The organism is Sphingomonas oligophenolica (assembly GCF_006438955.1).
GTDB lineage: Bacteria > Pseudomonadota > Alphaproteobacteria > Sphingomonadales > Sphingomonadaceae > Sphingomonas > Sphingomonas oligophenolica_A.
In genome coordinates this window covers 23166-35761 of the sequence record NZ_RCZK01000001.1, presented here as the reverse complement: position 1 = coordinate 35761, position 12596 = coordinate 23166, and the positions used below count along the sequence as shown (strand labels likewise).

The following is a 12596-nucleotide window of genomic DNA, read 5'->3' as shown; positions in this document are numbered from 1 at the left end:
GTTAAGCCCGTTCGTGGCAGGGCTATTTCCACGATGCGTATCCTGCATATTCTCGATCACGGCCTGCCGCTGCAAAGCGGCTACACCTTTCGCACCCGCGCGATCCTGAAGGCGCAGGAGGGCAAGGGGTGGCAGGTCGCCGCAGTGACCGGGCCGCGCCACGGCGAGGCGACCGACGCGGTCGAGCAGGTCGATGACTTGACCTTCCACCGGACGCGCATCGCGCGCCAGCACGGCGCGATCGGCGAACTGCGCGGAATCGCGGCGTTCGCGCGGCGGATCGACGCGGCGGTCGATGCCTTTCGCCCCGACATTCTGCACGCGCATTCCCCGGTGATCGACGCGCTCGCGGCGTGGCTGGTGGCGCGGCGCCGCGGGTTGCCGCTGGTCTATGAGATTCGCGCCTTCTGGGAGGATGCGGCGGTCGGCAACGGCACCGGGACCGAGGGATCACTCCGGTATCAGGCGACTCGCGCGCTCGAAACCTGGGCGGTGCGCCGCGCGGATGCGGTCGCGGTGATCTGCGACGGGTTGCGTGGCGATCTGATCATGCGTGGGATCGATCCCGCCAAAATCATTATCTCGCCCAACGGGGTCGACCTGACGCTGTTCGGCGATCCGCCGCCGCGCGACGACGCGCTGGCGGCGGGGTTGGGGCTGGCCGATGCCGATGTCGTCGGGTTCATCGGCAGCTTCTACGATTACGAAGGGCTCGATGACCTGATCGAGGCGATGCCCGCGCTGGTCGCGGCGCGCCCCACCGCGCGGTTGCTGCTCGTCGGCGGGGGGCCGATGGAGGCGGCATTGCGCGCGCAGGCTGCGGCATCCTCGGCGGCCGCCGCGATCCGCTTCGTCGGGCGCGTGCCGCACACCGTGGTCGACCGCTATTACGGGCTCGTTGATATTCTCGCCTACCCGCGCAAGGCAATGCGCCTCACCGATCTGGTGACGCCGCTGAAGCCACTCGAGGCGATGGCGCAGGGCAAGCTGGTCGCGGCGTCGAACGTCGGCGGGCACCGCGAACTGATCGAGAACGGGGTGACGGGCACGCTGTTTCGGCCCGACGATCCCGCCGCGATCGCGCACGCGCTGGCGGCGATGTTCGAAGACCGCGCCGCCTGGCCGCGTCGTCGCGCCGCGGCACGCGCGTTCGTCGAGCGCGAGCGTAACTGGTCGTCAAACATTATGGGTTACGAGCCGGTTTACCAGCGGCTGATGGCGGCCGCATCGATGGAAAGAACATGGTCGCGATTCCCCCTTCGAACCTGAAATACTGGATTGCCCCGGTCGGTGGGCTGATCGCGGGCTGTCTCGCCGCGCTCGTCGCGTTGCTGATTCCCGCGCTGATGCTCGAGGATCTGGTCTGGAACAGTGGCATCGCCGCGGTCGTCGCGGTGGCGCAACCCCCGCTCGGCACGACCGCGCGCGCGTTGCTTGCGCTGGGCGGCGGGGTGCTGGTAGCCGCGGTGACCTGGTCGGGACTGTTCCTGCTGTTCGGCTCGGGTGGCTTCTTCGAATCCGTGCTTGCGGCGCGCGCCGCGAATCGCAAGACGCTCGACGCAGCCGTCGCGACGATGGCGGACGATCTGCCCTTCGATGATCACCGCATCCCGACGCTGCGCCGCGCCGATGCGCATCCCGATGCGCCCGCGCGGCGACCATTGACCGCGCGCGATCTCGGCGTGCCGATGCCCCCGGTCGAGCCGACGCGCACCGCGCCGCCGGTGATCCGCGACCTGCCCGCGGATCTCGATCAGCCGCTCTCGGCGTTCGACCCCGCTGCGGTGCCCGATGCACCGCGCGAACCGGTCCGCCCGGTGTCGGCGCTCCACAGCGTCGCGCCCCGAACCGCGCCGACGCTGGCGGCGGGCGAACGCATCACGAGCGTCGAACTGCCGCGCGGGCCAATCGAAGACGGCGCGCCCTCGATCGAATCGCTGCTGCGGCGGCTCGAACGCAGCACCCGCCAGGCGCATCGCGCAACCGCGCGATAGGTTCGTCGCCCCTTCGAACGACACGTCATGCTCTCGGACGCCGCGCTCACACGGCAATGGTCATTCAGTTCGGCGTGAACACCCCGCACGCGATGCGCCCGCCGCTGTTGCCCGACGGGTCGGTCATCAGGTCGTCGGGACCGGCATGGATCACGATCGCCGCGCCGTCGGCGTCGAGCAACCCCGCCATCGTCTGACCCGGCACCGTGATGCCCAAGGTGCCGCGCCCGCCGGTGCCGATGATCAGGTTGGGGAGGTCGCCGTCGTGCTGCCCCATCGGGTTCATCGTGCCGTGCTTCGCGCCGGTCGGGTTCCAATGGCCTCCCGCGGTCGCGAAATCGGGGGCGTCGCAGCGCCCGGTCATGTGGATGTGCGCGCCGTGGGTACCGGGCGGCAGGCCGGTGACGTCGATCGTGTAGCGGATGCCTCCCGCGACATCCATTGCGGTCGCGCGCCCCACGGTCGCGCCGGTCGCGGTCCGGATCGCGGCGGTCGCGGTCATCGCGTTGGCGATGGGCATCCCGACGTCGATCTTGTTGTTCTCGCATCCACCAAGCGCCATCGCTGCGGCCCCCAGCGTGACTGTTAGCGTCGTTCGCATCAATCGTCTCCCTTGGTTGGTCGGTCGAACCCCATACTTGCTCAGCTGGTTCCGAGCGGCCAGCGCGCGATGGGTTCGTACACCGCGCCGCCACGCCCCAGCGCGCTGTGATACAGGATAAGATGCGGCAGCGCGAATGGCGCGCTCGCCAAGCTTGCCGCGCGTGCCAGCCATGCCTCGACCGGGCGCTCCTCACCCAATGATCGCGGCAACCGCGCGAGCGTGATGTGCGGCAGATACGCACGGCGTTCTGGATCGAGCCCCGCGCGGACGCACGCTTGGTCGACCTTGCGGTGGAGGTGCGCGAGCGCGTCGTGCGGGGTCACCGCCGCCCACAGCGCCTCGGTCCGTCCGCGACGGGCGAACCGCCCGACCCCGCCGAGCGCCACGACGGGGGCCGCGGTATGGATCGCGGCGAGCGCGGCGGCGACGTCCTCGGCGACGGGGCGGTCGACGTCGCCAATGAATCGCAGCGTGAGGTGGAGCTGCTCGTCGTCCTGCCAGCGCGCGGCGGGGACACCGTCCATCGTGTCGAACAGCACCTCGCGGATCGCGGGCGGGGGGCGTAGGGCGACGAACAGGCGGGGCATCGCCGCGCTGTGTAACGTAACGTTGCGCATCGGCGCCAGTCGGCCCCTATCGGGTTGAAAAATCGCCGCGACGCGACGATATTGTGGAAGAACCGGCATCTAGGCCGGCAGAGGAGTGACTAGCACATGGCCAATTGGTCCGACCCGCGGCAACCCGCCACGCCCTTCCAGGCGACGCGTGCCGATGCGACGCACACCGCGGCGTATGATGCCGGGCTGCGTTCCTACATGCTCTCGGTCTATAACTACATGACCTCGGCGATCCTGTTGACCGCCATTGTCGCGCTGGCGTTCGCCTGGGGCGGCGCGAGTTCGCCTGCGGCTGCGGTGTTTACCGGCGGCGGCATCCTGAAATACATCATCATGTTCTCGCCGCTCGCGATCGTGTTTGCGATGAGCTTTGGCCAGAACCGGATGAGCACCAGCACGATCCAGGCGATGTTCTGGGGCTTTGCGGTGTTGATGGGCCTGTCGCTCTCGACGATCTTCCTCGTCTACAGCGGCACGTCGATCGCGGGCGCGTTCTTCTCGACCGCGGCGGGCTTCGCGGCGCTGAGCCTGTACGGCTACACCACCAAGCGTGATCTGTCGGTGTTCGGGACGTTCCTGATCATCGGCGTCGTCGGCCTGGTCGTCGCGATGATCATCAACGTCTTCCTGCAGTCCAACGTGATGGAGCTGGTGATCAGCGGAGTTGGCGTGTTGATCTTTGCCGGCCTGACCGCCTACGATACGCAGCGTACCAAGAGCATGTATTTCCAGGTCGCCGGAACCGATATGGTCGGCAAGGTGATCGTGATGTCGGCGCTGGCGCTGTATCTCGATTTCATCAACATGTTCCTGTTCGTCCTCCGGCTGTTCGGCTCGGGCCGCAACTAGACCCGGTCGCGATGGTGTGATTCAGGCCCGGCGGACCGCTCCGCCGGGCCTTTTTTTGTGAGGAAGATGTGCCATGCGGCTCGGAATCGAGGTTGACCTGGTCTATTGGTTCGAACGAGCGACCGACGTGCTGCTCCAGATCGAGGCGGCGGCGATGGTCGACCAGCGGATCGTGGCGGAAACGCTGACGATCTGGAGCGATGATCCGATCCGCGCCGCGATCGGTGAAGATGGCATCGGCCAGCGCTGCTGGACCCGCGCCGACGGGCAATGGCGCGCGGAATATCGCGGGACGATCGCGATCGATCGCGCGACGATCGATCTCTTACCGCTCGCCGCCACCCCGCCGCGCGATCTCGACGGCCATCTCGTGCCGTATCTGTTGCCGAGCCGCTACTGCCCCGCCGATCGCTTCGAAGGCTTTGTGCGGCGCGAATTCGCGGGGCTGGAGGGCGGCGCGCTCGCCGCGGCGCTGGTCGACTGGGTCGCGACATCGCTGACCTATGCGGGCAACGCGAGTACCGGCGAAACGACCGCGCTCGACACCTTCGCCAGCCGTAGCGGGGTGTGTCGCGATTACGCGCATCTGCTGGTGTCGCTGGCGCGCGCGGGCAACATCCCGGCGCGATGCGTGTCGGCCTATGCGCCCGGCGTCGACCCGCCCGATTTCCACGCGGTCGCGGAATTGTGGCTGGAGGGATCGTGGCACCTGGCCGATGCGACCCGGATGGCGGGGTGCGGCGATATTGCGCGAGTCGCGGTGGGGCGCGATGCGACCGACATCGCGTTCATGACCGTCTTCGGTAGCGCGCAGCTCATGGAACAATCGGTGCGCGTCCGCACGCTGTAGGAACGGCCTGCGTCCTCGATCGTTTTAACCGCGACATCAATTTGGAGGCTGCCATGACCGATATCGATGACCGCGCGCTCGACAGCCTGTCGGTGGCACCCACCAAAGACGACGGCGCCTGCCAGGCCGATGCCGGAACCGACAAATCGATCGACGAGCGGCTGAAGAACAACCCGGAGAGCAACGAAGCGCGGCTCGACAATGCGCTCGATGAATCGATGGACGCCAGCGATCCGCCGTCGTCGACCCAGCCAGTCCACCGCACCGGCCCGGCGCCATCCTCGGGCTATGACGAGGACGCCGAACGCGCGCGCAAGGATTCATAGCGTCACGCCATCCGGGCATGATTGTTGCGCCAAAGCCTCACCCTTCGATGCAATCGCATCATCGGGACTCGGTTCATCGCAACTGATGTTGCGACGCAGCAGTCGCCATGGTCTGTTGGTTAACGCGGGACGACAATGCGTTAAGGGCTCTGTTAACCATCCTGGCGCATAGTCATCCCGTTCCTTGGGCGATGGGCGGGGTGACGATCATGGGTAGTAGGATGAAACCGGCGGAAGGCGCGATGACGCTGGCCGAGATGAAGGAGTTCGCGGGCTTTCCCGCCGCGACGCAACGCTACATCCGCCGCAGCCTCGATATCGGCCTCGATCGCGACGATGCGATGGCGCGCTGGTCGCGCGACGTCGTCGAGGCCGCGAGCATCCGCGCGCAAGCCCGCATCTATCGCTCGCTCGCCGATCTGCGCGAAATCTGCCCCGACGACGCCGATCTGCAGGCGATCGAGCCGTTCCTCGCGCCGTTGATCACGCTCGTCGCGTTCGATCTGGGGCAGGGCCGGATCACCAGCTTTTCGGCCTTCCGCTTCCTTTACGAACGGCTGATCGGGGCCGAGGTGCGCCCGTGGCTGCCCGCCGCCTTCTGCGGCGCGGCGGCATTGCCGCATCTCCATCCCGAACTGCGCCGTAACCTGCTCCAATCGATCAGCGAAGCCGCCGCGACTGCATCGGGCTGGTCGCACCGCCAGCCCGCCTTCTTCCCCAATTGGGTCGAAAAGGTCGACAGCAGCGCCGCACTCCCCAATTGAGCACTAGCGGCAGGCGCGCCCGCCCAGCACGCCTCGCTCGGCTTGATCGAGATGAAGATGATCATGATGCGCCGCGTTGTAATCGGGGCTCAGCACCGTCGAGAATAGCCGACACGCGCCGTCGCGGACGCGGTGCAGGAAGCGTGATCGCGGATCACCGCCGTGCCAATCCGCCGCCACCGTCACCCGGGTTCCGTCGGCCAGTCTGAACCCCGCGATGTCGATCGCATCGGCGGTTGCATGTTCGCTCCACGTGCCGCTGTCGCGCCCGTAGATGCGACGGCAGTTATAGCTGCCGACATGGTCGATCCCGACAACGCGCGATCCGAAGATCGCCTGCGCGGCGGGTTGGACGACATCCCATTCCCACATCGACAGCGCTGCGGCGACGGGGCACGACACGCCGACCGCGGCGGGGGCGAATGCGATCCGCCGCGCGCCGCCGCCGGCGAACCGCACCGCGTCGTCATAGCCGCACGTCGCGCCCTCGTGGCGCGCGGGGAGCACGCTGTAGCGAACCCCGGCGCGGGTCAGCAGCGCGCGGCATGTGGGGAAATCGTTGGTGAGGCCCGCCAGTTTGCGCCCGGTGAACAGGCCGATCGGCCGACCCAGGTCGAGCGGCGTCCAGGGCAGGTCTTGCGGGTGCCCGCGCATCAGCGCCCACGCCAGCAACAGCATCGCCGCCGCGAGCGCGATCCCGACCAGCCAGCCGATCATCCGCCGCAGCGCGCGCATCAGCCGCGGAGCACGCCCGTCATGATTTCGGACGTCACCGGATAGCCCAGATCGTCGGGAATGCAGAGGTGCGGCGCGCCGTCGCGCTCTTCGAGATACGGCGTGATGGTCCGCACCGGATGCGCGCGCGCATCGGCCACCGCGGCATCGAAATCGCGATAGAGCGCGAGCCGTTCGAGGTTGCGCCGGGTCGGGAAGATGATCGCCGCGCGCCCTGCATCGGCGTCATCGAGCAGCGCTTGGGCGGTCGTCCAGCGTAACCGGACATTCTCGGTCTCGTCGACGCTGGCGCACGGCGCGTCGGCTGGCAGCCGTGCGAGGAAGAAGCGCGTGTCGAAGATCCGCATATGCGCGTGCGCCGGCAGCCACCGCGCGAACGGGTGGAGCAGATCGCAATCGAGCGCGGTGCCCGCAGCAGCAAGCGCGACCGCAAAATCCTGCCCGTCGTGCAGCGCAGCGCGCAGCGCGGCGAGCGCATCGGGGGAGGGCAGCGGATCGAGCCCGACCGGCAATCCCGCCTCTTCGATCGTCTCGCGGATCGCCGCGATCCGCGAGGCACCGTCCTCTTGGGGCGCGAGTGTGTCCGCCAGCGCATAGTCGCCCGGATCGATCCGCCCCCCGGGGAACACCCACGCGCCCCCCGCGAACACCATCTGCTTGGCGCGTTCGACCATCAGCAGTTCGGGGGGGCCGTCGGCGGCATCGCGAAAGATGACGAGCGTGGCGGCGGGGATCGGGGTTTGGCTATCGGACATGACGACGCTGTACCGCGCGGGCGGCGTCCGCCGCTACCGATTAAATCGCTGAAGGGGGGACCGACCCGCCCAGGCTTGGGGTCTGAACGAGCCGATCCGGTGTCGCACCATAAAGGGGGCATGATGACGACGATGGATATACGGATGCCTCCGCCGATTGGATGCAGCGAGCCCATAGTCGGCGGCGCGAAAAGGGCCGAATGTTATGCGGAGGTGGTGGAGCTGAGGAGGATCGAACTCCTGACCTCTGCAGTGCGATTGCAGCGCTCTCCCATCTGAGCTACAGCCCCACGTTCCGCCCGGATCGCCCGGCAGCGATGCCATTAGCGAGCCTTGCCGGGCGATGCAACATGGCGCGAACTCTCCCCCCGCTGCACCCCATCGTTGCGTAAAGTCGACACGATGATCGGGTTCGCGCCGCGCGTTTGTCGCCAGACCATGCTATCTTGCACCCGCAACAACGAAAGAGGAGAGACCCCCGATGGCACGAGCATGGACCCTGGCGTCACGCCCCAATGGTATGCCGACCGCAGCGAATTTCGCGCTGATCGACCTCGACCAGCCCTCGCTCGCCGAGGGCGAGGTCCGCATCGCCAACCGCTGGCTGACCGTCGATCCGTACATGCGCGGGCGGATGAACGACGTGAAGAGCTACACCCCGCCGTTCGCGATCGGCGAGCCGATGCAGGGTGGCGCGGTGGGCGAGGTGATCGAGAGCCGGTCCGATCAGTTCAAGCCCGGCAACATGGTCCAGCATTTTGCCGGCTGGCGCGATGAAGCCGTGCTCCCCGCGGCGCAGGTCCAGCCGCTGCCCAAGATGGAGGCCGATCCGCAGGCGTATCTGGGGCAACTCGGGATGCCCGGCATGACCGCCTATTTCGGGCTGCTCCACGTCGCTGCGGCGAAGGAAGGTGACACCGTGTTCGTGTCGGCGGCGGCGGGCGCGGTCGGATCGACCGTCGTCCAGATCGCCAAGGCGAAGGGGTGCCACGTCATCGGTTCGGCGGGGGGCGCAGAGAAATGCGCCTGGGTCCAGTCGCTCGGCGCCGACGCCGCGATCGATTACAAGGACGGCACGCCGATCGTGAAGTCGCTCGGCCAGGCCGCGCGCAACGGCATTGACGTCTATTTCGACAATGTCGGCGGCGATCACCTCGACGCCGCGCTCGCGCACGCCAACGACCGCGCGCGGTTCGCGATCTGCGGGATGATCGACGTCTACAACAGCGGCGCCGCGACCGAACTGCGCTACATCGCGCGCGTCATCGGCGCCCGCATCCGCATCCAGGGCTTCATCGTCAGCGACTTCGCGGACCGCGCCGCCGAATTCTATCGCGATATGGGCGGCTGGATGAAGGACGGCAAACTGACCCGCGAGGAAACCGTGGTCGAGGGGCTGGAAAAGACCCCCGACGCCTTCCTCGGGCTGTTTTCGGGGGACAACAAGGGCAAAATGCTAGTGAAGATTTGAGCGGAGCTCCCGCCCCCGCGGGGGCGGGGCGTTTCGAACGCCTAAGATGGCTTGGGCGCCCGGCAGGAAACGCCCAATAGCGGACGTAGACGCTCCAGCGTCTTATTCCGCATATTAGCGTCTCACGTATCGCTAGGATGGAGAAACGCATGCGCATTGAGACTTTGAACCACGTGCAACTAGCAATGCCGGCAGGCGAAGAGGACGCCGCACGCCAGTTCTACGCGGGCCTTTTGGATATCCCGGAAGTCGAAAAGCCGCCGCAGCTAGCAAAGAGGGGCGGGTGCTGGTTTGAACGTGACGACCTTAAAGTCCATCTCGGCATTGACCAAAATTTCCGTCCCGCAAAAAAGGCGCACCCCGCATTTATCGTGCGCGATCTTCCAGTTCTCATCGAACGATTAGAAGTCGCTGGCTTCCCAACGTTGAACGATGAGCCGCTCTCGGGGTATAAGCGCTGCTATGTGGCTGACCCGTTCGGCAACCGGATAGAACTCATGGAGCCGATTTAGCAGGACCCTCGAACGTCCGCTTTTCCACGATTATTTGGCCTACCTCCCGCTCGCTAAATCGCGCCGCTGAACGTATCGCATTGCGCCGGATCGCCCGTCTGTAGCCCTTGTCGCAGCCAGTGCATCCGTTCCGCGCTGGTGCCGTGGGTGAAGCTGTCGGGAACGACGCGGCCGGTGGCTTCCTGTTGCAGCGTGTCGTCGCCGATGGCGTGCGCGGCGGTGAGGCCCTCTTCCAGGTCGCCCGGGTCCATCCGGTCGCGGTTTTGCGCGGCCCAGACTCCGGCATAGCAATCCGCCTGGAGTTCGAGGCGAACCGACGCGGCGTTGCCCGCGGTCTCGCCCGACGATCGCTGGACTTGCGCGACCTGGTCCGACGTGCCCAGCAGGTTCTGGATATGATGCCCGAATTCGTGCGCGATCACGTAATCCTGCGCGAAATCGCCCTTGGCGCCAAACCGGTTGGCGAGTTCGTCGAAAAAGCTGGTGTCGAGATAGATGTCGTGGTCGGTCGGGCAATAGAACGGCCCCATCGCGCTCTGCGCCGCGCCGCAGCCCGATTGGCCGTTGCCGTTGAAGAAGCGCAGCCCAGGCTTTTCGAATTGCTGCCCGTTCTTCGCGAAGATCGCCGCCCAGGTGTCCTGCGCCGACGCGAACGCGTTGCAGGCGGCCTTGTGACCGGCGTCCGCGCTGCATAGCGCGGTCGCGGTCCGCGCGGTGCCCGCGGGGGTCTGGCCGACCTGGCCGCCCCCGCCGACAAACCCGCCGAGATTGCCGAGTCCGCCGAACACCGCGACCAGGATGAGCGCGACAACGATCCCGCCACACCCGAACCGGCTGCCGATCATCGGGAGCAGCCCGAGTAGCAATCCGCCACCGCCGCCGAAGCCGCGTCCACCGCCGCGGCTCGCATCGCCGACGTCGATGTCGTTCGGATCGAAATCGTCGAGGCGCATTAGCAGTCACTCCGTTACTCGCGCGCAGACCATGCGTTGGCCGCGCGGCGGTTGCAACCATCGTTGCGCGGCGGCAGGAGGGGGGCGAAGGAGAACCCGATGTTCCTCAAGGGCAAGACCGCGATCGTCACCGGCTCCACCTCGGGCATAGGCCTCGCTTATGCGCGGGCGTTCGCGGCGGAGGGCGCGAACGTGATGATCAACGGGTTCGGCGACGCCGCCGCGATCGAGGACGCGCGCGCCGCGCTGGAACACGCGAGCGGCGCCATGGCGCTTTACGATCCCGCCGACATGACGCGGCCCGATCAGATCGCGGCGATGGTCGATCGCGCCGCGCGCGAACTTGGCGGGGCCGACATCGTCGTCAACAATGCCGGCATCCAGCACGTTTCCCCGATCGAGGATTTCCCCGACGACCGGTTCGAAGCGATCGTCCAGATCGTGCTGACCAGCGCGTGGTACATGATGAAGGCCGCGGTGCCGCACATGAAGCGCGCGGGCTGGGGCCGGATCATCTCGACCGGATCGGCGCACAGCCTGGTCGCGAGCCCCAACAAATCGGCCTATGTCATGGCCAAGCACGGCATCGCGGGGCTGACCAAGACGATCGCGCTGGAAACCGCGACCCACGGCATCACCGTCAACTGCATCTCGCCGGGCTATGTCTGGACGCAGCTCGTCGAAAACCAGATTCCCGACACGATGGCCTCGCGGGGCATGACCAGGGAGCAGGTGATGAACGACGTCCTGCTCGCCGCGCAGCCGACCAAGGAATTCGTGACCCCCGAACAGGTCGCCGCACTCGCGGTCTTCCTGTGCCGCGACGAGGCCAAGTCGATCACCGGCGCCAACCTGTCGGTCGATGGCGGCTGGACCGCGGCATGAAGTCGTCATGAAGCGGTCGATCGGCCTGGCGCTTGCCGCCGCTATCCTGGTCGCGGGCTGCGCGGGCGGCAAACAGTTGCTCAGCCAGGAGGAAACCCCGCAGGATATCGACTGGCGCAAGGTCGCGACCCCGCACGACCGCACCCGGCTGCGCCAGTGGCGTCAGGCGTGGGTCGCGGCGCTCGCGATGGCACGCGCGGCTGGCGCCGCCGAGCCGATGGCGCGCGACGCGATGCTGCTCGATCCCGACCGCAGCCTGCCGGGCGCGCGGCTGGCGGTGGGGCGTTACCGCTGCCGGGTGGTCAAGCTCGGCGCGCGCGACGCCGCCGCGCCCGCGATGGCGACGCGCGACTGGACCCGATGCGTCGTTGCGACCACCGCGGGGCGGACGACCTTTTCGCTCGACGGCGATCAGCGGCTTCACGGCTATCTGTTCGACGACACCGATGCACGCCAGGTGTTCCTGGGGACGCTGGCGTTGGGCGACGAGACCCGGCCGATGCGCTACGGGCGCGACGCGCGGCGCGATGCGGCGGGGTTCGTCGAACGGATCGGCGCGGCCCGGTGGCGGCTGATCCTGCCCTATCCGGGGTTCGAATCGACCCTCGACCTCGTCGATATCGTCCCGATCGGCTGACCCGGCGGCGAGGGCGGCAGCACGTGCAGGTCGGGCGCGACGCGCCACGCCGGGGGCGCCGACACCGGCGGCAGCGTCGCCAGATGGTCACTCCCGGCTTTCCCGATCGGGGTGATCGCGGCGCGGTTTGCCGCGGCGATCGCCTCGAGATAGCGGCGCGGCTTCTTCATCAGCTTGGGGCGATCGAGATCGGTCAGCCCCGCGATCCGCGCCGCCGCCTTGACGAAATGGATGCAGTTGCGCGTGTTGAGGTTGTAGCGGCTGTCGCCCCCGCGGGTCTTGTCCCACGCCGCGACCAGCGCGAGTTCGGCGGCATATTGCGCATCGCTCAGCACCACCGAAAACTGCGCGTCGCTGCCGTTCTGATACCCGATCGTGGGCCGCTCGATCGTGCCGCTCACGCTGCCCAGCAGCAGCGCGGGGGTCACCGTCTTCACGGTGAAGCCATAGCCGGTGTCGACCGGCTCGCCGCCGCCGTCGGGCACCCCACGCAGCGTGATATACGCATGGGGAAAGGTGCGACCCATGTCGCGGCTCCAGAAAGTGATCGTCACCGCCGCCTGCGCGGGCAGAGCGACCAGCGTGGTGGCCAGCGTCAGCGCCAGCGCTGATCGGCGCACAAGGCGGATAATCATCGGGGGCAT

General features: G+C 67.5%; 16 protein-coding genes and 1 tRNA gene. 10 read left to right on the top strand and 7 right to left on the bottom strand.

Translation table 11 applies throughout. The features are described from left to right. The first annotated feature begins 33 nt into the window (after nt 1-33). Entirely contained in the window at nt 34-1269 is a 1236-nt protein-coding gene (locus EAH84_RS00195) for a TIGR04063 family PEP-CTERM/XrtA system glycosyltransferase (protein ID WP_140865961.1), read from the top strand. Then, a complete protein-coding gene (locus EAH84_RS00190) occupies nt 1242-1994 on the top strand; it encodes a hypothetical protein (RefSeq protein WP_140865958.1) in 753 nt (250 codons plus the stop codon). The genes EAH84_RS00195 and EAH84_RS00190 overlap by 28 nt, the downstream gene beginning before the upstream one ends. Before the next feature lie 64 nt (nt 1995-2058). On the opposite strand, the gene EAH84_RS00185 is transcribed toward EAH84_RS00190, so the two are convergent. Further along, a complete protein-coding gene (locus EAH84_RS00185) occupies nt 2059-2595 on the bottom strand; it encodes a superoxide dismutase family protein (protein WP_140865956.1) in 537 nt (178 codons plus the stop codon). A gap of 41 nt (nt 2596-2636) precedes the next feature. After that, complete coding sequence (gene thpR / locus EAH84_RS00180) at nt 2637-3185, bottom strand: RNA 2',3'-cyclic phosphodiesterase (RefSeq protein WP_140865953.1); 549 nt, start codon at nt 3183-3185, stop codon at nt 2637-2639. Nucleotides 3186-3311: 126 nt separating this feature from the next. Between thpR and EAH84_RS00175 the strand changes: the two genes are divergently transcribed. From EAH84_RS00175 to EAH84_RS00160, 4 genes are all read left to right on the top strand, one after another. After that, the gene (locus EAH84_RS00175; protein ID WP_140865951.1) at nt 3312-4064 is read left to right on the top strand and encodes a Bax inhibitor-1/YccA family protein; all 753 of its coding nucleotides are present in this window, start codon (nt 3312-3314) and stop codon (nt 4062-4064) included. Nucleotides 4065-4137: 73 nt separating this feature from the next. Further along, a complete protein-coding gene (locus EAH84_RS00170; protein WP_140865948.1) occupies nt 4138-4914 on the top strand; it encodes a transglutaminase-like domain-containing protein in 777 nt (258 codons plus the stop codon). Between the two features lie 53 nt (nt 4915-4967). Next, nucleotides 4968-5240: a hypothetical protein gene (locus tag EAH84_RS00165; RefSeq protein WP_140865945.1), complete on the top strand. Its 273-nt coding sequence runs from the start codon at nt 4968-4970 to the stop codon at nt 5238-5240. 209 nt (nt 5241-5449) lie between these two features. After that, the gene (locus tag EAH84_RS00160; protein ID WP_140865942.1) at nt 5450-6004 is read left to right on the top strand and encodes a hypothetical protein; all 555 of its coding nucleotides are present in this window, start codon (nt 5450-5452) and stop codon (nt 6002-6004) included. 3 nt (nt 6005-6007) lie between these two features. Here EAH84_RS00160 and EAH84_RS00155 read toward each other — a convergent pair whose 3' ends face one another. The 3 genes from EAH84_RS00155 to EAH84_RS00145 all read right to left on the bottom strand — a co-directional run bounded on the left by EAH84_RS00155 (nt 6008) and on the right by EAH84_RS00145 (nt 7784). Further along, on the bottom strand, nt 6008-6739 hold the full coding sequence (locus EAH84_RS00155) for an extensin family protein (RefSeq protein WP_140865939.1): 732 nt from the start codon (nt 6737-6739) through the stop codon (nt 6008-6010). Then, the gene (locus tag EAH84_RS00150) at nt 6739-7494 is read right to left on the bottom strand and encodes an NUDIX hydrolase (RefSeq protein ID WP_140865936.1); all 756 of its coding nucleotides are present in this window, start codon (nt 7492-7494) and stop codon (nt 6739-6741) included. The genes EAH84_RS00155 and EAH84_RS00150 overlap by 1 nt, the downstream gene beginning before the upstream one ends. 214 nt (nt 7495-7708) lie before the next feature. Continuing rightward, nucleotides 7709-7784: transfer RNA gene (locus EAH84_RS00145), tRNA-Ala, on the bottom strand. A gap of 191 nt (nt 7785-7975) precedes the next feature. On the opposite strand from EAH84_RS00145, the gene EAH84_RS00140 reads away from it, so the two are divergent. Next, complete coding sequence (locus EAH84_RS00140) at nt 7976-8965, top strand: NADP-dependent oxidoreductase (protein ID WP_140865933.1); 990 nt, start codon at nt 7976-7978, stop codon at nt 8963-8965. Nucleotides 8966-9114: 149 nt separating this feature from the next. Further along, the gene (locus EAH84_RS00135; RefSeq protein WP_140865930.1) at nt 9115-9477 is read left to right on the top strand and encodes a VOC family protein; all 363 of its coding nucleotides are present in this window, start codon (nt 9115-9117) and stop codon (nt 9475-9477) included. Between the two features lie 53 nt (nt 9478-9530). Here EAH84_RS00135 and ypfJ read toward each other — a convergent pair whose 3' ends face one another. Next, on the bottom strand, nt 9531-10430 hold the full coding sequence (gene ypfJ / locus EAH84_RS00130) for a KPN_02809 family neutral zinc metallopeptidase (RefSeq protein ID WP_140865927.1): 900 nt from the start codon (nt 10428-10430) through the stop codon (nt 9531-9533). Between the two features lie 99 nt (nt 10431-10529). Here ypfJ and EAH84_RS00125 point away from each other — a divergent pair, with 99 nt between their 5' ends. Further along, nucleotides 10530-11315 (top strand): 3-hydroxybutyrate dehydrogenase, encoded by a 786-nt coding sequence (locus EAH84_RS00125; protein ID WP_140865924.1) that lies wholly within the window; start codon nt 10530-10532, stop codon nt 11313-11315. A 7-nt stretch (nt 11316-11322) separates the two neighbouring features. Next, on the top strand, nt 11323-11952 hold the full coding sequence (locus EAH84_RS00120) for a DUF4893 domain-containing protein (RefSeq protein ID WP_140865921.1): 630 nt from the start codon (nt 11323-11325) through the stop codon (nt 11950-11952). Here the strand turns inward: EAH84_RS00120 and EAH84_RS00115 are convergent. Next, a complete protein-coding gene (locus EAH84_RS00115; RefSeq protein WP_241656383.1) occupies nt 11898-12587 on the bottom strand; it encodes a hypothetical protein in 690 nt (229 codons plus the stop codon). The genes EAH84_RS00120 and EAH84_RS00115 overlap by 55 nt on opposite strands. Nucleotides 12588-12596: the final 9 nt, after the last annotated feature.

Coding starts and splice junctions, on each gene's coding strand:
- EAH84_RS00195 (WP_140865961.1), top strand. CDS start 34: ATGCGTATCCTGCATATTCTCGATCACGGCCTGCCGCTGCAAAGCGGC.
- EAH84_RS00190 (WP_140865958.1), top strand. CDS start 1,242: ATGGTCGCGATTCCCCCTTCGAACCTGAAATACTGGATTGCCCCGGTC.
- EAH84_RS00185 (WP_140865956.1), bottom strand. CDS start 2,595: ATGCGAACGACGCTAACAGTCACGCTGGGGGCCGCAGCGATGGCGCTT.
- thpR (WP_140865953.1), bottom strand. CDS start 3,185: ATGCCCCGCCTGTTCGTCGCCCTACGCCCCCCGCCCGCGATCCGCGAG.
- EAH84_RS00175 (WP_140865951.1), top strand. CDS start 3,312: ATGGCCAATTGGTCCGACCCGCGGCAACCCGCCACGCCCTTCCAGGCG.
- EAH84_RS00170 (WP_140865948.1), top strand. CDS start 4,138: ATGCGGCTCGGAATCGAGGTTGACCTGGTCTATTGGTTCGAACGAGCG.
- EAH84_RS00165 (WP_140865945.1), top strand. CDS start 4,968: ATGACCGATATCGATGACCGCGCGCTCGACAGCCTGTCGGTGGCACCC.
- EAH84_RS00160 (WP_140865942.1), top strand. CDS start 5,450: ATGGGTAGTAGGATGAAACCGGCGGAAGGCGCGATGACGCTGGCCGAG.
- EAH84_RS00155 (WP_140865939.1), bottom strand. CDS start 6,739: ATGCGCGCGCTGCGGCGGATGATCGGCTGGCTGGTCGGGATCGCGCTC.
- EAH84_RS00150 (WP_140865936.1), bottom strand. CDS start 7,494: ATGTCCGATAGCCAAACCCCGATCCCCGCCGCCACGCTCGTCATCTTT.
- EAH84_RS00140 (WP_140865933.1), top strand. CDS start 7,976: ATGGCACGAGCATGGACCCTGGCGTCACGCCCCAATGGTATGCCGACC.
- EAH84_RS00135 (WP_140865930.1), top strand. CDS start 9,115: ATGCGCATTGAGACTTTGAACCACGTGCAACTAGCAATGCCGGCAGGC.
- ypfJ (WP_140865927.1), bottom strand. CDS start 10,430: ATGCGCCTCGACGATTTCGATCCGAACGACATCGACGTCGGCGATGCG.
- EAH84_RS00125 (WP_140865924.1), top strand. CDS start 10,530: ATGTTCCTCAAGGGCAAGACCGCGATCGTCACCGGCTCCACCTCGGGC.
- EAH84_RS00120 (WP_140865921.1), top strand. CDS start 11,323: ATGAAGCGGTCGATCGGCCTGGCGCTTGCCGCCGCTATCCTGGTCGCG.
- EAH84_RS00115 (WP_241656383.1), bottom strand. CDS start 12,587: ATGATTATCCGCCTTGTGCGCCGATCAGCGCTGGCGCTGACGCTGGCC.